Below are 19,608 nucleotides of genomic sequence, written 5' to 3'. Positions count from 1 at the left end.
TGACCTCAGAAGAACAGGTCGATAAACCAGTTCTTCTGCAAGTCTTCCTCGCAACGTCGTAGTTGCGCTCCATAGTTACCCGCGCGTTGTTTGACGCGTTCGGCGGTACGCATCAACCACGCTTTCGAGCGGTAGGTTTGCCGCTTATAGCCGGTCCAGCCCTCATGATAGTTCAAGTATAGGCCGTAGGCGTCCCACTTTGACACGCCATTGAGGCGATGGCTTTTATCAATAAACCAGCCCATAAAATCAATGGCATCCTCGAAAGAGTCACGCGAGGCCCAGCTATTACCCGTTTCGCGTTCGTAGTCATCCCAAGTCGGTGTTTTGGCTTGGGAGTAGCCATAGGCACTGCTTACTCGACCCCATGGAATAATCCATAGTAAATAGTCGCGCGGTGGCACCGCGTCGTGCTTAAATGAGCTTTCTTGGTACATGATGGCCATCGGGATCTGAATGGGTACGCCCCAACGTTCCTGCATATCAGCTGCGGCGTCGTACCAGTCAGGTTTCTCGTAGAAAATCTCGCACAAGTCATCCGGTTGTTCAGGCGGCGCCGTGGCACAGCCCGCTAACCCCAAAACCATAGCACTGCTTAGTGCGAGCAACGGCCACTTGCTCATGATGCCTCAGACGCCTTTTTACAATCAGCAGCAGTGCATTTTGCTTGCGCAAAGTAATTATCGAGGAAATCATCAAATGAAGTCCCCTCATCTTCTTGCTCGCGCGCCTCTTGCTCAGCAATCGAAGCCTGCGTCCAAGCACTGAAATCGGCTTCGCTAAAGTAGCGCAACGGCTGCGCTAATTCTTTTTGGTACGCGCGCGCCAGTCGCATGCCCAAATGGCTGTTATCAAGATTTTCTTCGCGCATCATCGCCAGCATACGACCCGACAGCGTTAACTCTGGATTCAGCACCATCTGATAATGCTCGGCCACAGTTTGACTGTAGTCATTCTGATCAGGGCCATCCATAAAGCGCGCCAGCGCTTGTAAATCGGCGAAAATATCCTCTAACCAATCACTGATAGGTCGGTCATAGCCATTGTCATCTAGGGTTAAGCGCGGGTTACGCCCATCTAACACGACTTTATTGAAATTCTTTTCTGTGACTTGCTGGGCATCCCAATCGAGTGATGGGCTGTCATTAAGTAGACAATAGAGCACTAGTAGGTCGAGCATGCGAATTTGCTCGGCGCTAATACCAATAGGACTGAACGGATTGACATCAAGTGCACGCACTTCAATGTATTCAACACCACCACGCTCTAGCGCCTGAGTGGGCGTTTCGCCGCTCTTAGCGACGCGCTTAGGGCGAATCGGCGAGTAAAATTCGTTTTCGATTTGCAAAATGTTACTGTTCAACTGACGGTACTCAGTTTCACCGTTTGCAGTTTTCTCTTTCACACCGATTTTGGCAAACCGTTGCGAGGGTGTCGTAATCGCGCGGCGTAACCGCGTGACATAATCCGTCAGCGAGTTATAGGTGATTTGTAAGTCCGCTTGCTCTTTATTGGTATAACCTAAGTCGCTCATTCGCAGCGAAGTGCCATACTCGCGATAGACCGTCCCCTTACCAAGCGATTTCAACTCTAACGTGCTATCCGCATGCTTCAAAAAGGATTGGCAAATCGCTGGCGACGCTCCAAACAAATAAGGAATCACCCAGCAGACACGTTTATAATTACGGATCAAACCGAAATAACGCTGCGAAATGTACTCAGCGTCCGCCGCCACGCCGTCTTCAGCTGCTAAGGCTTCCCACATGCTGTGCGGCACCGAGAAGTTGAAGTGAACTCCGGATATGATCTGCATGCCGCCACCGTAGCGATAGGTTAAGCCACGGCGATAAAGATTCTTCATGCGGCCACTATGCGAGCTGCCATAACGCGCTATATGGATATCCTGTTCATCGCCAACAAAACACGGCATGCTCAGTGGCCACATGAGTTCATCTCCCATGTAGCGATAAGTGTAGCTGTGAATGTCTGTTAGTTGATCCAAGGTCACCTGAATATCGCTAGCCACCGGCGTGATGAACTCCAACAGCATCTCTGCATAATCGGTCGTAATATGCGGATGCGTCAGGGTTTTACCCAATGCTAACGGGTGGGTGGTGGCGGCTAGGCGCCCTTCTGGAGTAATACGAAGACACTCACGCTCGATACCACGTTGGATACGTTTTAACGCCTTTAAATCCGTTTGGGATTGCAAGTGCTCGAGCGACTTCAACAGTGTTGTTTGCAAACTCAGTCCTGCCTTTGGCTACATAGGTATTAGATGATGCAAAGCTTACTGTTTCTGGCGCCAAACGTCCATGATCATGAGATAATTTGGCGATTGCATGCGCCCGTGGCATGATATTTAGCAACATTTCTGGCGATTGGAAGTATATGGCAAACAACGATAACAGCTCCAAGGACTTTGCCGAGCTAAAACAAGCGATCGAAGCTGCAGAAGCTGCAAACCGTGCTAAAGGTGAGTTTCTGGCAAATATGAGCCACGAAATCCGCACCCCGATTAATGCCATTCTCGGGATGACGCAGTTGTGCCTAAAGACAGAACTAAGTGACAAGCAATACGGCTACTTGAAATCTATCGAAGGCTCTTCGAAAATACTTTTAGGTATTATCAATGACCTTTTAGACTTTTCGAAGTTAGAAGCGAACAAATTGACAATTGAGTCGATTCCTTTCGACTTAGAGGAGGTGCTGCGTAACCTCGCCGATCTTTTTGCCTATCGGGCACATGATAAGAATCTCCAATTTATCATCAATTTACCAGCCAACCTTCCCACTCAGCTGATCGGCGACCCGCTGCGCCTGAATCAGGTCCTCGTTAATTTAGTGAGTAATGCAATCAAATTCACTGAACATGGTGAAGTCGTGGTATCCGTAACCAAGTTAGACCAAACCGAAAGTCACCTTTTCTTGCGGCTTTCCGTAACCGATACCGGTATCGGCATGGACGAAGAGCAACGCCATAAGCTGTTCCAAGCTTTCACCCAGGCAGATACCTCGACAACACGGAAATACGGCGGTACCGGCTTAGGTCTGGCAATTAGCCAACGCATTGTGAAATTAATGAACGAACATGGTATCGGGGTCACCAGTAGTAAGGGGCAAGGCACCACTTTTTTCATCGAATTACAACTGCCTTTGCAGCAACCTCAGCAACCTCGTATTCCAGCAAACGTTCTGGCAAAACTCGCAGCCACACGCGTCATGATCGTAGAAGACAACCTCACCACGCGCGAAATGCTGAACGACCTATTACGTAGCCTGCAAATTGATGTTGAGAGTTTTCGCACTGCGGAAGAAGCTATGCAACGACACCAGGCGGCGCCTTTCGCAGCAGCCATCATCGATTGGCAACTCCCCGGCATGAGCGGCTTGGAACTTTGCCAGCAACTGCTAAGTGAGGATCAGGCGCTAAAGTGTATTTTAGCCACTAGCTATCACGCAACTGAGCTTATCGATAAGGCGCGCGAGTACGGTGTCCAAGGCCACTTATTAAAGCCCTACACCAGCCATGCAGTAATACGTGAGCTAAGCTCTATTCTGGCGTTACATGCGCAACAACAGCAAACCAACCATGATAGCGCTTTGTCTGAACTAGAAGGCACACGCGTATTACTCGTTGAAGATAATGATATCAACCAACATATTGCCAAAGAGATGCTCGAGCACCTTGGCTTTCAAGTCGATCTCGCACAACATGGTGGTGAAGCCATCGAGCTCGTCGAACAATACGCCTATGGCGTGGTGCTTATGGATATTCAGATGCCGGTCATGGACGGCTACCGCGCAGCGAAAGAAATTCGCTCTCGCTTCGCCTATGAGCAATTGCCGATTATTGCAATGACAGCCAATAGCGCCAGTGAAGATGTCGAGCAGTCGTTGGCGGCTGGCATGCAAGACCATATCGCCAAACCGATTGACGAGGCGAAGCTAAAAGCAGCCCTGGAAAAGTGGTGTCGACGCGACCGCCAAGAGGCCCCGACCGTCAAGCCAACCGTGGTTACGGAGAAAAAGCAGCGCTACCCGCGCCACCATGATATTGACTTTCAAAGTGCTTTGACGCGACTGAACCATAATATTGTTTTGTACGTTGACTTAGTCGCACGATTACAAGAAAGCTACCAAGAAGCACCGCAACGGGTGGTCGATTTTCTCAGTAAAGGACAGCATGAGGAGGCACGCCGTTATTTTCATACGCTAAAAGGCGCAGCGGCTAACCTTGGTCTATCGGGAATTGAAAAACTTGCAGCGCAATTAGAGCTGGCGATGAAGAATGCCGAACTTGATCAGGTTGCTGATCATATTACACGCTTACGACCCATGCTCGAGCAAGCGCAACTCGCGGCAACGGATCTACAACTTTGGGTGGAACGTCAATGATTCGATTTTTATTTCTTATTCCGCTGGTACTTGGTTTGCTATGGTGGCTATACCTTCGCGCCAATGGTTACAACCTCAAACAGGGACGCAAAGGATTCGTGTACATTTTGGTTGTGAGTCTTTTTATTGCCGCTGTCTACACACTTTTACTTTGGGTATCAGGGCGCCAATTTTAGCGCCCTTCGCAAGCCGTTTTTCAGTCGCTATTTAACCCACCAACGCCAATAAAATACCGGCTGCCACGGCTGACCCCAGCACGCCCGCCACATTTGGCCCCATCGCATGCATCAGCAAGAAATTGCTTTGGTTGGCATCAAGCCCAACTTTGTTAACGACCCGTGCCGCCATGGGAACGGCAGAGACGCCCGCGGCACCAATGAGTGGATTGATTGGTGTTTTGCTGAAACGCGCCATCAATTTCGCCATCAACACGCCCGAAGCCGTGCCAATACTGAACGCGACTGCGCCTAAAGCTAAGATGCCTAGGGTTTCGACGGTAAGAAACTCACTCGCAGAGAGTTTTGAGCCGACTGCTAGCCCAAGGAAAATTGTCACTATGTTAATCAGCTCATTCTGTGCCGTTTTACTTAACCGCTCCACCACGCCAGCTTCGCGCATTAGGTTGCCCAGACAAAACATACCGACTAACGGCGTTGCCGTTGGCAAGAATAATAAAGTTAGGAACAACACCGCCAGCGGGAAGAGAATTTTCTCACGCCGCCCTACTTGCCGCAGTTGCTCCATGCGCACCGAACGCTCCTCTTTGGTAGTTAAGAGCTTCATAATCGGTGGCTGAATAATCGGCACTAGAGCCATGTAGGAATAGGCTGCTACTGCAATAGCTCCGAGTAACTCGGGACTTAAGCGGGACGCCAAGAAAATGGCCGTTGGGCCATCCGCACCGCCAATAATCGCTATCGCAGCGGCATCTTTCATACTGAACTCAAAGCCGGGAATGACGTTTAACGCGATCGCACCAAATAGGGTTGCAAAGATGCCAAATTGCGCTGCGGCCCCTAAGATAAGCGTCCGCGGATTCGCCAACAACGGACCAAAGTCAGTCATTGCGCCAACGCCCATGAAAATAAGCAGTGGGAAAACGCCGGTATCGATACCTACCACATAAATGTAGTAAAGAATGCCGCCAGGTTCAGTAAAGCCCGCAAGCGGTATATTCGCCAAAATTGCACCGAAACCTATCGGCAGTAATAACAAGGGCTCAAATTTCTTGCGGATCGCCAAATAGAGCAACAATGCGCCGACGCCCATCATCACTGCTTGCTGCCAAGTGAATGCCGCTAATGCAGTACTCTGCCAAAGAGTTATCCATCTCTCCATGCTGATTTACTCCAACGTTAACAGGGCATCACCAACGGCTACACTGTCGCCTTCTTTGGCAAAAACCTCAGCCACAGTACCGGCACGATCGGCTTTAATGTCGGTTTCCATTTTCATCGCTTCAAGCACGATCAACACATCACCTTCTTGTACTTGTTGGCCAGCTTTGACCACCACCTTAAAGACGTTACCAGCCAATGGCGCGGCTACCTCTTCACCCGCGCTGCTACTCGGATCAGCATTCGCACTCGGAGCTTGTTCAGAAGCGCTTAATTCGCCACTTGGACCCACTTCTACATTAAACACCTTACCATCCACTTTAACGCTGTAAGCTGCGGTTTTTCCGGCTGCTGCGGCAGGCTTACGTGCAGCAGGTTTACTATCCGCAGATTCCGCAGTTGGAACCGGCTCGAAAGCATCTGGATTATCACGATTTTCGAGAAATTTAAGGCCAATTTGTGGGAACAACGCGTAGGTCAGCACATCATCGACTTCATGCTTGGCGATGCGTAGTTTTTTCTCTTTGGCATGCGAGCGTAGCTCACTCGTGAGCTTGTCCATTTCGTCATCAATCAAGTCGGCGGGGCGACACGTAATGGGCTCATCTCCCTCCAGAACGCGTTGCTGCAACTCTTCATTTACGGGCGCTGCGGTGGCGCCATATTCGCCGCGTAAGACACCCTTGGTCTCTTTAGAAATGGACTTGTAGCGCTCACCACTTAGCACATTCAATACTGCTTGGGTGCCAACGATTTGCGAGGTCGGCGTTACCAATGGAATATAACCAAGGTCCTCGCGCACACGCGGAATTTCGGCTAACACTTCGTCGAACTTTTCGACCGCGCCTTGCTCTCGTAGTTGGTTTTCCATGTTGGTCAACATACCGCCTGGTACTTGTGCCAACAGAATACGCGCATCAACGCCCTTCAACGAGCCTTCAAATTGTGCATATTTTTTGCGTACGTCACGGAAATAACTGGCAATATCTTCGAGCTTCTCTAAATCCAAACCGGTATCACGCTCAGTCCCTTCGGTCATTGCAACGATGGTTTCTGTTGCGGAATGGCCGTAGGTCATACTCATTGAAGAAATAGCCGTATCGAGCATGTCGATACCAGCATCGATGGCCTTTTGGTAGGTAGCGGTGCTAAGCCCCGTCGTCGCATGGCACTGCATGGCAATAGGAAGACCGGTCGCCTTTTTCAAGGCGGTCACTAGTTCATACGCAGCTTGCGGACGTAACAGACCCGCCATATCTTTAATGAACAGTGAATCACAGCCAAGATCAGCTAACTCTTCCGCCATAGCGACCCACTTATCGAGCGTGTGTACTGGGCTGACAGTGTAGGCAAGCGTTCCTTGCGCATGACCTTCAACTTCTTTTGCTGCTTTGATAGCGGTCTGCAGATTACGCACATCATTCATGGCGTCAAAAATGCGAAATACGTCTACGCCATTTTCTTTGGCACGCTCGACAAAGCGGCGCACAACATCATCCGCATAATGCCGATAACCAAGTAGATTTTGACCGCGCAACAGCATCTGTTGTGGCGTCTTTGGCATGGCTTTCTTTAACTCACGGATACGCTCCCACGGATCTTCACCAAGGTAGCGGATACAGGCATCAAAGGTAGCGCCTCCCCATGACTCCATTGACCAGTAGCCTACGTTATCAAGCTGCTCGGCAATAGGTAACATGTCGTCGAGGCGCATACGCGTCGCAAGTAACGATTGGTGTGCATCACGCAACACTAATTCCGTGAGCTGCAGTGGTTTTGACATCTTAGACTCCTTCCCTAACTGACTCGTTATTCGTTTTTCGTTCTTCGTTGTTCGTTATTCGTGGTCGCGGCGGTAGGTGTGGACGGCTGCTGTTATCGCAGCTAAGCGTTGGCCATCGGTAGCCGCTTCGTTGGTGCGCTTGCGTCTACTTGGAGTAGGTGCTTGCTCGGGCTCATTGGTCGCAGCAACGCGACGTAACAGTCCCATAGCGAAGAGTAACAGGGTAAGAAAAACAAACACCGTTACCATGCCCGTGAGCATAATTGTGAATGCTTCAGAAAGTTGTTGTTCCATTGTGCACCTGCTCGTTAAACCTTAAGAATAAGCGTAACTGAAAAGCAGAATAACACAACTTTCGGTGCAGAAAGTCTAGGGAAGCAATATAGGAAGTATAAATCTGAGAAATGGCGCGCTCGGGAGGACTCGAACCTCCAACCGCCTGGTTCGTAGCCAGGTACTCTATCCAGTTGAGCTACGAGCGCACTTTCGGTAATGACTTACTTGTAAAACTATTGTTGCAATGGCGCGCTCGGGAGGACTCGAACCTCCAACCGCCTGGTTCGTAGCCAGGTACTCTATCCAGTTGAGCTACGAGCGCGTTGCAATTTTCACAAATGGCGGTGAGGGAGGGATTCGAACCCTCGATAGAGCTACAAACCCTATACTCCCTTAGCAGGGGAGCGCCTTCAGCCACTCGGCCACCTCACCGCTTACTTGTGGCGTTGCATTCTAATGGCACAGCCAATAATGTCAATTGATTTTTTCTGTAATCCGAATCGTTTGTGGGAATTTTGAACATCTCGAGCAAATTTCCCGCAGAACGCAGTGTTTTAGGATGTTACAGACAAAAAAAGCTGATGACGGCTCATCAGCTTTTTCGACAGGAAAACATTATTCGGATGAGTCAGACTTGTCCTGATGCTCTGCCTGAATTCTGATATAAATTTCTTCTCGGTGTACCGAGACATCCTTGGGCGCATTGACACCAATCCGCACTTGGTTCCCTTTTACACCCAATACCGTGACTGTGACCTCGTCTCCGATCATCAAGGTCTCACCCACTCGACGGGTTAAGATCAACATGTTACCTGCTCCTTCCCTACTTTTTATGTGTGGGCATCCTTGAGAAACTCCACACGACCAGCCTGATTAGAATTCTATTATGACGGTGCATGATTTATCACCAACTGTCATACAACATTCATTCTAGCAAGGAACTTTCGACCTTGACAGCACGAATACGGGTATCTAACTCCGGTCTCATGTTGTTTATCGCAGTAATTCCTCGATTCGACGCTCGGCTGCTGCTAGCGCAGCAGGAATATTACCTGCATCACTACCACCGGCTTGCGCCATATCAGGTCGTCCGCCTCCTTTGCCACCTACTTCAGCAGCGGCGCAATTGACAACGTCACCCGCTTTAACTTTAGCAGTTAAGTCCTTGGTTACGCCAACAATCAAGCTCACTTTCTCATCAGCGGCGACAGCTAAGACTACGATGCCACTCCCGAGTTGGTTCTTAAGATCATCCACCATGCCTCGTAGAGCCTTACTTTCTACGCCATCGAGCGAAGCCAAGATCACTTTATGACCGCCGATTTCCTTCGCGTTCTCGACTAAGCTTCCGCCTGCTTGCGATGCCATTTGTTGTTGCAACTCAGCGATTGTACGCTCGAGTTCTTTATGGCGCTGTAACTGTTGCTGAATGCGCTCAGGTAACTGACTCGGATCCGCTTTCAACAAGCTCGCACTACTACGTAGCAGTTGCTCTTGTTGCTGTGCGTACTGCAGTGCAGCGAGCCCAGTCACTGCATCGATGCGGCGTACGCCTGATGCGATACCTGCTTCACTGACAATGCGGAAGCTGCCGATATCACCGGTACGGGCGACGTGTGTACCACCACATAGTTCCATGGAGTAGTCGCCCATGCGCACAACGCGGACATCGTCATCGTACTTTTCGCCAAACAATGCCATGGCGCCAGCCTCTTTGGCCTTTTCGATCGGCATTAAGGCAGTCGTTAACTCATGGTTGGCTACGATTTGCTCGTTAACTTGCTGTTCAATTGCCGCAATCTCATCTGCGGTCATGGCAGCAAAATGCGAGAAGTCAAAACGCAAACGCTCAGCGGTCACCAAACTACCTTTTTGCGTTACATGCTCGCCCAGAATATTGCGTAACGCTGCGTGCACCAGATGGGTGGCACTATGGTTGCGCTTCACCGCAGCTCGACGCTCGGCATCGATTTGAGCCTGCACTTCATCACCGACTTGCAGAGCGACTTCGGTATGACCATGGTGAGCAATCGCCTTGCCAATATACTTGGTATCGGTCACGACAAATTCACCGCCGTTCACGGTTAAGCGGCCAACATCACCAATCTGACCGCCGCTCTCGGCGTAAAAAGGTGTTTGTGACAACACCACAACACCCTGCTGGCCAGCTTCAAGCTTTTCTACCAACTTACCGTCAGCAAATAGCTCGACGATTTTGCTTTGGCCCGCAACGTCGGTGTACCCAGTAAACTCACTGCGTTGGCTCGACTTCATGCGCTCATTGTAATCAACACCAAATTGCGAAGCCTGTTGCGCACGTTTACGTTGCGCAGCCATTTCTTTATCGAAGCCTTCGACATCAATGGTCAGTTCTTTTTCGCGGGCGATATCCGCCGTTAAGTCGACTGGAAAACCGTAGGTATCATAAAGTTTGAAGACGACGTCTCCCGGAATGACCGAACCTTTGAGGTGATCCAATGCGTCTTGTAAAATAGCTAGGCCACGCTCGAGCGTTTTGCCAAACTGCTCTTCTTCACGCAATAGCGCGTCGCTAATAACTTTTTCTTTTTCGACGAGTTCAGGGTATGCCTCGCCCATTTGCTCGAGCAACGCCGGAACGAGTTTATGGAAGAAGGTTCCTTGGGCGCCTAGCATATTGCCGTGGCGGACCGCACGACGAATAATGCGCCGCAACACATAACCACGACCCTCATTGGACGGCTGTACGCCATCAGCAATCAAGAAGCTACACGAACGAATGTGGTCAGCGATAACGCGCAACGATTTACTATCTAAATCGTCCGTCCCGATAATTTTTGCCGCAGCTTTTATCAGTGCCTGAAACAAGTCGATATCATAATTACTGTGCACGTGCTGCAGCACTGCGGCAATGCGTTCAAGGCCCATGCCCGTGTCAACCGATGGCTTAGGCAACGGGTCTAAGGTACCGTCGGCTTGACGGTTGTATTGCATGAAAACGAGGTTCCAGATTTCGATGTAACGATCACCGTCTTCCTCAGGTGTTCCTGGTGGTCCACCCCATACTTCTTCACCGTGGTCGTAGAAAATCTCAGAGCAAGGCCCGCAAGGCCCAGTATCACCCATGGCCCAGAAGTTGTCTTTCTCGCCAATGCGCGAGATACGATCTTCTGGCACGCCAATTTCTTTTGCCCAAATGTCGTAGGCTTCATCATCTTCAGTGAAGACAGTTACCCAAAGCTTTTCTTTCGGTAATTGCAATACGCCGGTAAGAAACTCCCACGCATACTGAATCGCTTCACGCTTGAAGTAATCGCCAAAGCTAAAATTACCCAACATTTCAAAGAAAGTGTGATGGCGAGCGGTATAACCAACGTTCTCCAAGTCATTGTGCTTACCACCGGCACGCAAACAGCGCTGTGAAGAAGTCGCACGGTTGTAGTCACGCTTCTCGTCACCCAGAAATACATCTTTAAACGGCACCATTCCCGCGTTGGTAAAAAGCAAGGTGGGGTCGTTTCCTGGAATCAATGATGCTGAAGGCACGCGTTGGTGACCTCGCTCAGCAAAATAAGACAAAAACGCTTCACGGATTTGCGCGCTGGTCATACTCATATGAACACTTTCCTACTACAACTTGTCGGGGTGAAAATTCGTTTAATTAGCGCGCAAGACTACCATGATTGTGTGCTTTCGACTAGTCTGCAAACGCATCCGCGTGCATTGCTAGCGCCCTTTTTATCTCATCGAATCGAAAGCCGCGATTGAGTAAATGTCGCATGACTTTATCGCGTTCTTTTGCCGATTGTGGGGGATGTTCACCTAGTTTCTTACACAGCCGCTCATAACAAAGTTCAACCCAATCGGGACTGGCGGCTGTAACAGCTGTCTGCAATAGGTCTTCATCGATACCTTTGCTGGCAGCCTTGGCTTTAATTTTTAGCCAGCCATTACCACCTAGTAACGCTTGTCTTAGCCATATTTCGGTATAGCGTTGATCGGATTGCCAGCCCTGTTCTTGCGCTTTTGCTAATGCCTGGCGAATGACTTTATCGCTGAACTCCCGTTGGCGCAGCTTTTGTTTCAACTCGAATGCACTGTGTTCGCGCCGACCCAGCAAGCGCACCACGACCTCATCGGCTTGTAATTGTTCTTCAGCTTCAGACATTTCGTTCACCATGGAATTTTTTTCTTAGTCTACACTCTATAACTACAACTGTTGAGCGCCAAGTGTGTGTTCTATCTCTTAAAGAAAAGGAAGTTTTATGCGTTATTTGAGTTCAGTTTTTATCGCCCTTGCAGCTTTTGTTTTGATGGGCTGTCAACCGCCAGCTCCGCAACAACAGGCAACTGAAAAGACACTCTCCGTTTCAGCGTCAGCGAGTGTGCAAGCGGTTCCCGATCAAGTGCAATTAACCGTTAACGTAGAGCGTACAGGTATGGATATTCCGGCTCTGAAAGCCGAAGTGGATGGCATAACAGCGAAACTCATTGAGCGCTTGCGCGAGCAAAATGTAGCGGAAACTGCGATTCAATCTCATGCCCTTCGGGTTTATCCACAACACCGCTATGACGAAGGTGAGCAGAAGCTCGTTGGCTATCAAGTGAACCGCCGCATGGTCGTCGATTTTGCCAGCATTGAGCAACACGCAGAATTTCTCGAATTTGCTCTTAACAATGGCGTGCAACGCGTCGACGAGCCTGTGTTTAGCGTTAGTAACGCGGACGAACTTTATCAGCAAGCCTTAACTGAAGCGATTGCGCTTGCACGTGCCAAAGCTGAACGAATGGCCAACGCAGCGGGCGTTGCAATCAAGGGAGTTCAGAGCTTACAAGAGAGTTCACAACAAGCACCGGTAGTGCGTTACCGCGTGGCCCAAGCGGCAATGGCTGACTCGGTCAGCTTACCCGGACAACAAAGTATCGAAGCGCGAATCGCGGTGGTCTTTAACCTCATTGGGCAAGATTAGACTCAAACAATGCGGGCCTCCGCCGCCACGGATGAACTCCGTGGCGTCGACCGCAATGACCTTCACATCACTCAACGCTTCACCCACCTGAACGAGCGCCAATCGGTTCGAGTCAGCAAAACGCTCGTGGCGAAACTGTGGCACTACGATGGCATTTGCCAGGCGAATCATATTGACGTAGCTTGCCAACATTGGCGCCTGTCCGCGCACCCGCACGCCTTTTTTTCGCTGCACATCATGAAAAAGTTCAGGCTTATCTATAACCGCTTGGCACGGGGGCAATTCGAGCCAACGATACTGTGCTGACCAAGCTTGTTGACGTAAGCTCAACACCTCTTGGTTCCACTTAGGGTCATTTTCTGACTGCGCATAGGCAATCAGATCGGGTCCAATGAACTGAATTTGATTGTCCACATGGCCCAGCGTCTCGTCAGCACAGAGCGCTGTCTCAATCCAAATGATTCGCGTTAACCCAAGACGTGCTCTTAACACGCGCTCAAGTTGGCTGCGGCCCCACTGTGGATTACGTCGTTGAAGACTCGCAGCATGCACGAAAGCGGTTCCGGCACCATCGTGACTCAGCATGCCCCCTTCAAAAATGAAGGGCAGCTTTCGAAACGGGCGTCTTGTGCGTTGACTCAGGCGTTGCGCTACGCGTTGATCACGTCGATGCGCACTATGAACGCCTTGCCAACCATCGAAATCGGCACCCCATGCATACAGCTGTTCAGCCGCAACAAACTGTGGGCCATAGTCGCGTATCCAACTATCGTCGTAACTTAGCGGAAACCATTCTAACGCTTCGGGTAATTGCTGCAGCGCTTGCTGTAGTTGCGGAGGATGAATACCCAGACGTACGCTGTGGTATGGGGCAATGCGCGTTAACATCTGCAGCATTGCCTGTTGGGCGTAGCAAGCATTGCCACGCCAAACATCATTACGGTAGGGCCACAGTGCCAGCAGCGGCCCCTGCAGCTGCCAGTCGGCCAGTAAGGTCATTTGCGTGTGCGTTGTTTCGCGTTCTGCAGTCGTTTCGCCTGATTACGGCGGGCTCGGGCATAGCGTTTCTGCCGTGACTCTTGCTTGCGCGGGTCAATAAAGGTGCGTTCTTCGGCAGGGAGCCCTACCAGCTCACGCAGGTAATTAATTTGGCTCAGAGGTAACTCGCCCCAGCCACTTTGCGGTAACCCTTGTTCAAGGTTGATATTGCCGTAGCGTACTCGCATCAGACGACTGACGGTGACACCTTGCGATTCCCATAACCGTCGCACTTCTCGGTTGCGGCCTTCAGTCAACACCACGCGAAACCATTGGTTCATACCTTCACTGTGCGCACCGCCAGTCCGTTTGACTTCTTTAAACGCCGCTGGGCCATCTTCAAGTTGCACGCCCTTGGTGAGCTTTCGCAACATAGCATCGGTAACTTCACCAAACACGCGTACGGCATACTCGCGCTCAATTTGATGCCCCGGATGCATCAGTCGATTCGCCAATTCGCCATCCGTCGTGAATAGCAACAAACCTGAGGTATTCACGTCCAGTCGCCCTACCGCAACCCACCGTGCACCTTGCACACGCGGCAGACGGTCATAAACTGTCGGTCGCCCTTCAGGGTCCTTGCGCGTACACATCTCGCCCTCTGGCTTGTGATACATCAACACCCGACAAACCACGTCTTCAGGCGGCTTTATCGCTACTTCGCGACCATCAATCCGAACCTTTGCGTCACCATCAATACGTTCACCAAGACTGGCGATTTGGCCATTCACACTAATCCGGCCGGCTGCGATCATCGCTTCCAGCTCACGGCGCGAGCCATGTCCTGAACGGGCTAGTACTTTTTGTAACTTTTCACTCATTGGGCGTTTTCACTCTCTTTTGGCGCTGTCTCAGCGTTTGTGGCCTTTGTGGGGGGCTCTGGTATCGCAGGTAACTCAGCTAAATCGGTTAAATTAAAATAGTCTAAAAACTCATTGGTGGTGGCGTAAAGCTGCGGACGACCCGGCACTTCTCGATGTCCTACAACCTTCACCCAGCCCCGCTCTTGCAAGGTTTTCATAATTTGCGAACTGACACTCACGCCGCGAATTTCTTCTATGTCACCGCGCGTTATCGGCTGCCGGTAGGCGATTAAAGCCAACGTTTCCAATAATGCTTGCGAATAACGTGGCGGCTTCTCTTGCCAGAGGCCGGCGATTATACCACCTAATTCCGCGCGCGTCTGAAATCTATAACCAGAAGCGACACGCTGCAATTGCACGCCGCGCTCTTGATAATCTTGCTGCAACTCGTCGATGGTTTCGCGCACTTGTTTGCGGCTCACATCGCGGCCATGCTCCAGCAAATAATCACATAGCTGCGCAACACTTAAGGGGGCTTCTGCAACGAACAGAAGCGCTTCCAGTAATTGTTTAAGCTGTTGTTTCTGCATAAACCTGTCCACGCGTTGAAATATGGATTTCACTAAAAGCATCGACTTGTACAACATCAATCAAAGCTTCTTTGACCAGTTCGAGTACCGCGAGAAAACTTACCACAACGCCCTGTTTGCCCTCAGCAGCGGTGAATAAATCCGCGAAGCGCAAACGTTGCTGATTCTGTAACATATCGAGAATGCGGCTCATGCGCTCACGGGTTGAGAGTTTTTCCCGTTGCACCTGATGGTGATGTTGTAACTCAGCGTGCGCTAATGCTTGCGCAAACGCGACTGCCAACTCAGCCAAAGCAATATCCGGTAGCTGTTGCTGGACAAATTCTTTCGCGTCGGTCTCGGCGTGCACGACAAAGTGGTCACGACCCGCTTGCGGTAGCTCATCCAAATAGCCTGCGCCTTGCCGAATCGCTTCATATTCTTGCAAACGCCGCACCAGTTCCGCACGGGGATCTATTTCATCGTCTTCCTCAGCAGGCGGCCGCGGCAATAACATACGACTTTTAATTTCCGCCAACATCGCTGCCATCACCAAGTAGTCGGCCGCCAGCTCGAGCTTCAGCTCCTTCATCATATCCACGTATTGCATGTATTGCTTGGTGATAGGCAATATCGGAAGCTCGGTAATTTCTAATTTTTGACGACGAATCAAATACAGCAGCAAGTCCATGGGCCCAGAAAAGCTTTCCAAGATGAGTTCTAGTGCATCAGGTGGAATATAGAGGTCTTCAGGCTTTTCGATCACCGGTTCGCCGCGCACAAAACCAAGCGGTAAGGACTGTTGTTGTGGGGCTCCGGTTTTCGCGTCCATAGCTGCTTAACTATGCCTATTGTTGGAACGGCGAGGGGTCGCCGGAACCCACGCGCGTAACGACGATATCGCCATCAGCTAGATCAACAACTGTCGTCGGCGCTTCACCACGGTGCTCGCCGTCGATGATGCCATCAACTTGTGCGTCGAGCTTATCCTGAATTTCGTAGGGATCAGATTCAGCAAAATCGTTATCACCTAGCACTAAACTAGTCGACATCAGTGGCTCGCCTAAAGTTTCCAATAAAGCCATAGTGATGGGATCGTCGCTGACCCGAATACCGATCGTTTTGCGTTTGGGGTTCTGTAGACGCTTCGGCACTTCTTTGGTGGCTTTTAGAATGAAGGTGTAGGGCCCCGGAGTATTGTTTTTTAAGAGCCGAAAAGCAATGTTATCGACCCGAGCGTAGGTTGATAGTTCTGATAAATCACGGCACATCAAGGTGAAGTTGTGGTCTTTGTCGATATCACGAATACGACAAATTCGCTCGAGCGCACTTTTATCGCCAATGCGACAGCCAATGGCATAACCTGAATCCGTTGGGTAGACCAAAATGCCACCCTGCCTCACGACTTGAACGGCTTGTTCTATTAGGCGTTGTTGCGGGTTTTCTGGATGAATCGCAAAGTATTGACTCATAACTTTTTACTAGCTCGATTTTAGGGATGTGTCCATGTACTCCATATTGGCACAGTGTCTGGTGGTAGACAAAGATTTTTGCCGAGTTCACGCCACGGCCGTGGACCGTGAAAGTCGGAGCCAGCCGAGGCTGCAAGACCAATCTCACGGGCCATAGTCGCGAGCGCCAAACGATCGCCGGGGCGCTGTTGACTGATTGCCACTTCAACTCCATCCACACCGCTCTCTTTGCTCTCACGCAACAATCGTCGCAACCACTTGTTACTCAATTGATAGGCGTGAGGATGCGCGATCACAGCCTTGCCCCCAGCAGCCTGTACCGCCGTCGCAGCATCTGCCAATGAGCACCAGTCGGTAGCGATGTAAGCTTGCTGACCTTTACCGAGATACCGCCGGAAAGCTGTTTCTACGTCTTTCACCCAGCCTTGCTCAACCAACGCATCAGCCAAGTGTTTTCGAGTTGGCATGGTTAACTCCGCCGCTAACGGTGGAGTCACTTCAATGCCAGCTTTATGCAGCTTAGCTAACATGGCTTCATAGCGCTGCTGCCGCATAGCTTGTTGCTGCTCAAGTAAGTTGACTAAGGCTGGATGAGTGACCTCGACATTCAAACCGACCAGGTGAATTTCGAAGGCTTCCCAACGACAGGTGATTTCCACTCCAGGGATAAGTTGCAACGGTAATTCCTGCGCGGCGATCGCCTGTTCAGCTGCGGCGATACCAGCGGTGGTGTCATGGTCGGTCAGCGCCAAGTGGGTTACCCCCTGTGCGGCGGCACGCGCCACAAGTTCTGCCGGCGCAAGTTCACCATCAGAAAAATGACTGTGGCAATGCAAGTCGTATAACTTTTCCCCAGCGTTGGGTTCAAAGCGTGGTTGCTGTTCGGTCATTACAACGCCGCCGCCAATTCTGCACCTTGGCGAATGGCACGTTTGGCGTCGAGTTCCGCCGCAACATCCGCACCACCAATGAGGTGAACACTTTGACCTGCCTGTTGCAATTCGTCTTGTAACTCGCGCAATGGTAGTTGGCCCGCACAGATCACAACATTATCCACCGCCAACAGTTGCTCGTTACCATCGACTTCAATCCACAGTCCCTGATCATCAACCTTTTTATAGGTGACCCCTGCCAGCATCTGTACACCTTTTTTCTTCAATGTTGCGCGGTGCACCCAGCCAGAAGTTTTGCCAAGACCTTTCCCTACTTTGCTGGTTTTACGCTGCAATAGCCAGACCTCGCGAGAAGTTGACTCTGCTTTGGGTTGGGTTAATGCACCGCGGCTCTCATACGCTTTATCGATACCCCAGATTTCGTTCCACTCTTCAGCATCAAGGGTCGGGGAATGTTCGGTGGTGATATACTCGGCCACGTCAAAACCGATACCACCCGCACCAATCAAAGCAACCTTTGGACCGAGTTCTTTATGATCTCGCAGCACATCGAGGTAGCCCACTACTTTCGGATGATCGGCGCCAGCGAAGTCAACTTGACGCGGCACCACACCGGTCGCTAGCACCACCTCGTCAAACGCTTCTGTGGCAAGTGAAGTAGCTGTTTGCCGACTATTGAGATGGACCTGCACACCGGTATCGGCAAGGCGCTTATCGAAATAGCGTAAGGTTTCATGAAACTCTTCTTTGCCCGGAATTTGCTTGGCGTAATTAAATTGTCCACCAATGCGGTCACTGGCATCATAAAGATGCACTTCGTGTCCACGTTCCGCCGCATAACAGGCAAACGCAAGGCCGGCGGGCCCTGCCCCAACTACGCCAATGCGTTTCGCCGCCTGCGCTGGCTGCATGACTAGCTCGGTTTCGTAACAGGCTTGCGGATTCACCAAACAACTCGCCCGTTTGTTTTCAAATACATGGTCCAGACAAGCTTGGTTACAGGCGATACAGGTATTAATGCGATCGGCCTTGCCTGCTGCTGCTTTTGCGACAAAATCGGCGTCCGCAAGTAAAGGTCGAGCCATGGAGACCATATCCGCTTCATTCTTGGCGAGAATCTCCTCGCCGATTTCTGGGGTATTGATCCGATTGACGGCAACCACTGGAATCGAGACTTGTTCCCGCACACGCGCAGTGATCCAGCTAAATGCCCCGCGCGGCACCGAGGTAACAATCGTCGGAACGCGCGCTTCGTGCCAACCAATCCCGCTGTTAATAAGCGTCGCCCCAGCCGCTTCAATTTGCTTGGCTAAACGAATGACTTCTTCGTACTCATGTCCCTCGGGCACCAGATCAAGCATCGACAGGCGGTAAATAATAATAAAATCTTTGCCCACGGCGGCACGCACTGCCTTCATGATTTCCAAAGCAAAACGGGCACGGTTGTCAAACGAGCCGCCCCAGCGATCGGTGCGTTTGTTGGTGCGGGGACATAAAAATTGGTTAATCAGATAGCCTTCAGAGCCCATCACCTCAACCCCGTCGTAACCCGCTTTTTGAGCTAGCTTGGCGCAGCGGGCAAAGTGCTTAATCGTGGTGAGGATCTGACGCTCTGACATCGCCTTTGGTGTGAATGGCGAAATCGGCGCTTTCAGTTTACTTGGTGCCACCGCAAACGGATGGTAAGCATAGCGACCGGTATGCAAAATCTGCAGACATATTTTGCCATCATGTTTGTGTACCGCGTCCGTGATCTTGCGATGCTTAGCAACATGCCACGGGCGGCTTAACTCCGAGCCAAAAGGCTGTACGCGGCCACGGAAATTGGGACTAATTCCCCCCGTAACGATCAGGCCGACACCGCCTTTCGCACGCGCTTCATAGAACGCCGCGAGCTTGTCGAAGCCATGTTTTTCTTCTTCCAGACCGGTGTGCATGGAGCCCATCAACACGCGGTTTTTGAGCGTGGTGAAACCTAAATCGAGAGGTTCGAGTAAATGCGGATAGGGGGTTGTCACAGTGACCTCAACTTAAACGGCTGTTTGAATTCATTCACTGTACTGATTTCACCGCTTGGCGGCAAGTGCCAA

The 19,608-nt window shown here is 50.8% G+C and carries 18 protein-coding genes and 3 tRNA genes; 3 read left to right on the top strand and 18 right to left on the bottom strand.

Going from position 1 to position 19,608, the window contains the following annotated elements; all coding sequences use genetic code 11:
* Window positions 1-5: 5 nt before the first annotated feature.
* Together CWE21_RS05030 and gshA are read right to left on the bottom strand one after the other, a co-directional pair.
* Entirely contained in the window at window positions 6-623 is a 618-nt protein-coding gene (locus CWE21_RS05030; protein ID WP_126833360.1) for a transglycosylase SLT domain-containing protein, read from the bottom strand.
* Window positions 620-2,245, bottom strand: a complete 1,626-nt coding sequence (gene gshA / locus CWE21_RS05025) for a glutamate--cysteine ligase (RefSeq protein ID WP_126833359.1) — start codon at window positions 2,243-2,245, stop codon at window positions 620-622. Before gshA ends, CWE21_RS05030 begins: the two co-directional genes overlap by 4 nt.
* 146 nt (window positions 2,246-2,391) lie before the next feature.
* Here gshA and CWE21_RS05020 point away from each other — a divergent pair, with 146 nt between their 5' ends.
* Together CWE21_RS05020 and CWE21_RS05015 are read left to right on the top strand one after the other, a co-directional pair.
* On the top strand, window positions 2,392-4,398 hold the full coding sequence (locus tag CWE21_RS05020; protein ID WP_198675060.1) for a response regulator: 2,007 nt from the start codon (window positions 2,392-2,394) through the stop codon (window positions 4,396-4,398).
* Window positions 4,395-4,574, top strand: coding sequence for a hypothetical protein (locus CWE21_RS05015; RefSeq protein WP_126833357.1), 180 nt, complete (start codon window positions 4,395-4,397; stop codon window positions 4,572-4,574). The genes CWE21_RS05020 and CWE21_RS05015 overlap by 4 nt, the downstream gene beginning before the upstream one ends.
* Before the next feature lie 31 nt (window positions 4,575-4,605).
* On the opposite strand, the gene CWE21_RS05010 is transcribed toward CWE21_RS05015, so the two are convergent.
* The 9 genes from CWE21_RS05010 to CWE21_RS04970 form a co-directional block, all read right to left on the bottom strand.
* The gene (locus tag CWE21_RS05010) at window positions 4,606-5,736 is read right to left on the bottom strand and encodes a sodium ion-translocating decarboxylase subunit beta (protein WP_126833356.1); all 1,131 of its coding nucleotides are present in this window, start codon (window positions 5,734-5,736) and stop codon (window positions 4,606-4,608) included.
* Window positions 5,737-5,742: 6 nt separating this feature from the next.
* Window positions 5,743-7,518 (bottom strand): sodium-extruding oxaloacetate decarboxylase subunit alpha, encoded by a 1,776-nt coding sequence (gene oadA, locus CWE21_RS05005; RefSeq protein ID WP_126833355.1) that lies wholly within the window; start codon window positions 7,516-7,518, stop codon window positions 5,743-5,745.
* A gap of 54 nt (window positions 7,519-7,572) precedes the next feature.
* Window positions 7,573-7,812 carry an OadG family protein gene (locus CWE21_RS05000; protein WP_126833354.1) on the bottom strand — a complete coding sequence of 80 codons (240 nt, stop codon included), beginning with the start codon at window positions 7,810-7,812 and terminating at the stop codon, window positions 7,573-7,575.
* 111 nt (window positions 7,813-7,923) lie between these two features.
* Window positions 7,924-8,000, bottom strand: a tRNA-Arg gene (locus CWE21_RS04995).
* Window positions 8,001-8,039: 39 nt separating this feature from the next.
* Window positions 8,040-8,116 (bottom strand) — tRNA-Arg (locus CWE21_RS04990).
* A gap of 17 nt (window positions 8,117-8,133) precedes the next feature.
* A tRNA-Ser gene (locus tag CWE21_RS04985) sits at window positions 8,134-8,226 on the bottom strand.
* Between the two features lie 183 nt (window positions 8,227-8,409).
* Window positions 8,410-8,601 carry a carbon storage regulator CsrA gene (gene csrA, locus CWE21_RS04980; RefSeq protein WP_126833353.1) on the bottom strand — a complete coding sequence of 64 codons (192 nt, stop codon included), beginning with the start codon at window positions 8,599-8,601 and terminating at the stop codon, window positions 8,410-8,412.
* A 186-nt stretch (window positions 8,602-8,787) separates the two neighbouring features.
* Window positions 8,788-11,388, bottom strand: a complete 2,601-nt coding sequence (gene alaS / locus CWE21_RS04975) for an alanine--tRNA ligase (protein WP_126833352.1) — start codon at window positions 11,386-11,388, stop codon at window positions 8,788-8,790.
* Window positions 11,389-11,470: 82 nt separating this feature from the next.
* On the bottom strand, window positions 11,471-11,941 hold the full coding sequence (locus tag CWE21_RS04970; RefSeq protein WP_157982730.1) for a regulatory protein RecX: 471 nt from the start codon (window positions 11,939-11,941) through the stop codon (window positions 11,471-11,473).
* 97 nt (window positions 11,942-12,038) lie between these two features.
* On the opposite strand from CWE21_RS04970, the gene CWE21_RS04965 reads away from it, so the two are divergent.
* Entirely contained in the window at window positions 12,039-12,743 is a 705-nt protein-coding gene (locus tag CWE21_RS04965; RefSeq protein ID WP_126833350.1) for an SIMPL domain-containing protein, read from the top strand.
* Here CWE21_RS04965 and CWE21_RS04960 read toward each other — a convergent pair.
* The 7 genes from CWE21_RS04960 to CWE21_RS04930 are packed head-to-tail and all read right to left on the bottom strand — an operon-like array spanning window position 12,678 to window position 19,536.
* Complete coding sequence (locus CWE21_RS04960) at window positions 12,678-13,742, bottom strand: agmatine deiminase family protein (protein ID WP_126833349.1); 1,065 nt, start codon at window positions 13,740-13,742, stop codon at window positions 12,678-12,680. The two genes, CWE21_RS04965 and CWE21_RS04960, sit on opposite strands and share 66 nt — an antisense overlap.
* Entirely contained in the window at window positions 13,739-14,602 is an 864-nt protein-coding gene (gene rluB, locus CWE21_RS04955; RefSeq protein WP_126833348.1) for a 23S rRNA pseudouridine(2605) synthase RluB, read from the bottom strand. Before rluB ends, CWE21_RS04960 begins: the two co-directional genes overlap by 4 nt.
* Window positions 14,599-15,174: an SMC-Scp complex subunit ScpB gene (gene scpB, locus CWE21_RS04950; RefSeq protein ID WP_126833347.1), complete on the bottom strand. Its 576-nt coding sequence runs from the start codon at window positions 15,172-15,174 to the stop codon at window positions 14,599-14,601. The genes rluB and scpB overlap by 4 nt, the downstream gene beginning before the upstream one ends.
* On the bottom strand, window positions 15,155-15,985 hold the full coding sequence (locus CWE21_RS04945; RefSeq protein ID WP_126833346.1) for a segregation and condensation protein A: 831 nt from the start codon (window positions 15,983-15,985) through the stop codon (window positions 15,155-15,157). Before CWE21_RS04945 ends, scpB begins: the two co-directional genes overlap by 20 nt.
* A 16-nt stretch (window positions 15,986-16,001) precedes the next feature.
* Window positions 16,002-16,625: an L-threonylcarbamoyladenylate synthase gene (locus CWE21_RS04940; RefSeq protein WP_126833345.1), complete on the bottom strand. Its 624-nt coding sequence runs from the start codon at window positions 16,623-16,625 to the stop codon at window positions 16,002-16,004.
* Between the two features lie 20 nt (window positions 16,626-16,645).
* Window positions 16,646-17,515, bottom strand: coding sequence for a PHP domain-containing protein (locus tag CWE21_RS04935; protein WP_126833344.1), 870 nt, complete (start codon window positions 17,513-17,515; stop codon window positions 16,646-16,648).
* The gene (locus CWE21_RS04930) at window positions 17,515-19,536 is read right to left on the bottom strand and encodes an NADPH-dependent 2,4-dienoyl-CoA reductase (RefSeq protein ID WP_126833343.1); all 2,022 of its coding nucleotides are present in this window, start codon (window positions 19,534-19,536) and stop codon (window positions 17,515-17,517) included. Before CWE21_RS04930 ends, CWE21_RS04935 begins: the two co-directional genes overlap by 1 nt.
* Window positions 19,537-19,608 lie beyond the last annotated feature (72 nt).

The sequence above is a fragment of the Pseudidiomarina aquimaris genome, assembly GCF_003987395.1.
Lineage (GTDB): Bacteria > Pseudomonadota > Gammaproteobacteria > Enterobacterales > Alteromonadaceae > Pseudidiomarina > Pseudidiomarina aquimaris.
This window is presented reverse-complemented; position numbering and strand designations above follow the sequence as displayed.

Bases quoted from the DNA above. Each gene is read 5' to 3' on its own strand.
- CWE21_RS05030 (WP_126833360.1), bottom strand. From the start codon at position 623: ATGAGCAAGTGGCCGTTGCTCGCACTAAGCAGTGCTATGGTTTTGGGG.
- CWE21_RS05020 (WP_198675060.1), top strand. From the start codon at position 2,392: ATGGCAAACAACGATAACAGCTCCAAGGACTTTGCCGAGCTAAAACAA.
- CWE21_RS05015 (WP_126833357.1), top strand. From the start codon at position 4,395: ATGATTCGATTTTTATTTCTTATTCCGCTGGTACTTGGTTTGCTATGG.
- CWE21_RS05010 (WP_126833356.1), bottom strand. From the start codon at position 5,736: ATGGAGAGATGGATAACTCTTTGGCAGAGTACTGCATTAGCGGCATTC.
- oadA (WP_126833355.1), bottom strand. From the start codon at position 7,518: ATGTCAAAACCACTGCAGCTCACGGAATTAGTGTTGCGTGATGCACAC.
- CWE21_RS05000 (WP_126833354.1), bottom strand. From the start codon at position 7,812: ATGGAACAACAACTTTCTGAAGCATTCACAATTATGCTCACGGGCATG.
- csrA (WP_126833353.1), bottom strand. From the start codon at position 8,601: ATGTTGATCTTAACCCGTCGAGTGGGTGAGACCTTGATGATCGGAGAC.
- alaS (WP_126833352.1), bottom strand. From the start codon at position 11,388: ATGAGTATGACCAGCGCGCAAATCCGTGAAGCGTTTTTGTCTTATTTT.
- CWE21_RS04970 (WP_157982730.1), bottom strand. From the start codon at position 11,941: ATGTCTGAAGCTGAAGAACAATTACAAGCCGATGAGGTCGTGGTGCGC.
- CWE21_RS04965 (WP_126833350.1), top strand. From the start codon at position 12,039: ATGCGTTATTTGAGTTCAGTTTTTATCGCCCTTGCAGCTTTTGTTTTG.
- CWE21_RS04960 (WP_126833349.1), bottom strand. From the start codon at position 13,742: ATGACCTTACTGGCCGACTGGCAGCTGCAGGGGCCGCTGCTGGCACTG.
- rluB (WP_126833348.1), bottom strand. From the start codon at position 14,602: ATGAGTGAAAAGTTACAAAAAGTACTAGCCCGTTCAGGACATGGCTCG.
- scpB (WP_126833347.1), bottom strand. From the start codon at position 15,174: ATGCAGAAACAACAGCTTAAACAATTACTGGAAGCGCTTCTGTTCGTT.
- CWE21_RS04945 (WP_126833346.1), bottom strand. From the start codon at position 15,985: ATGGACGCGAAAACCGGAGCCCCACAACAACAGTCCTTACCGCTTGGT.
- CWE21_RS04940 (WP_126833345.1), bottom strand. From the start codon at position 16,625: ATGAGTCAATACTTTGCGATTCATCCAGAAAACCCGCAACAACGCCTA.
- CWE21_RS04935 (WP_126833344.1), bottom strand. From the start codon at position 17,515: ATGACCGAACAGCAACCACGCTTTGAACCCAACGCTGGGGAAAAGTTA.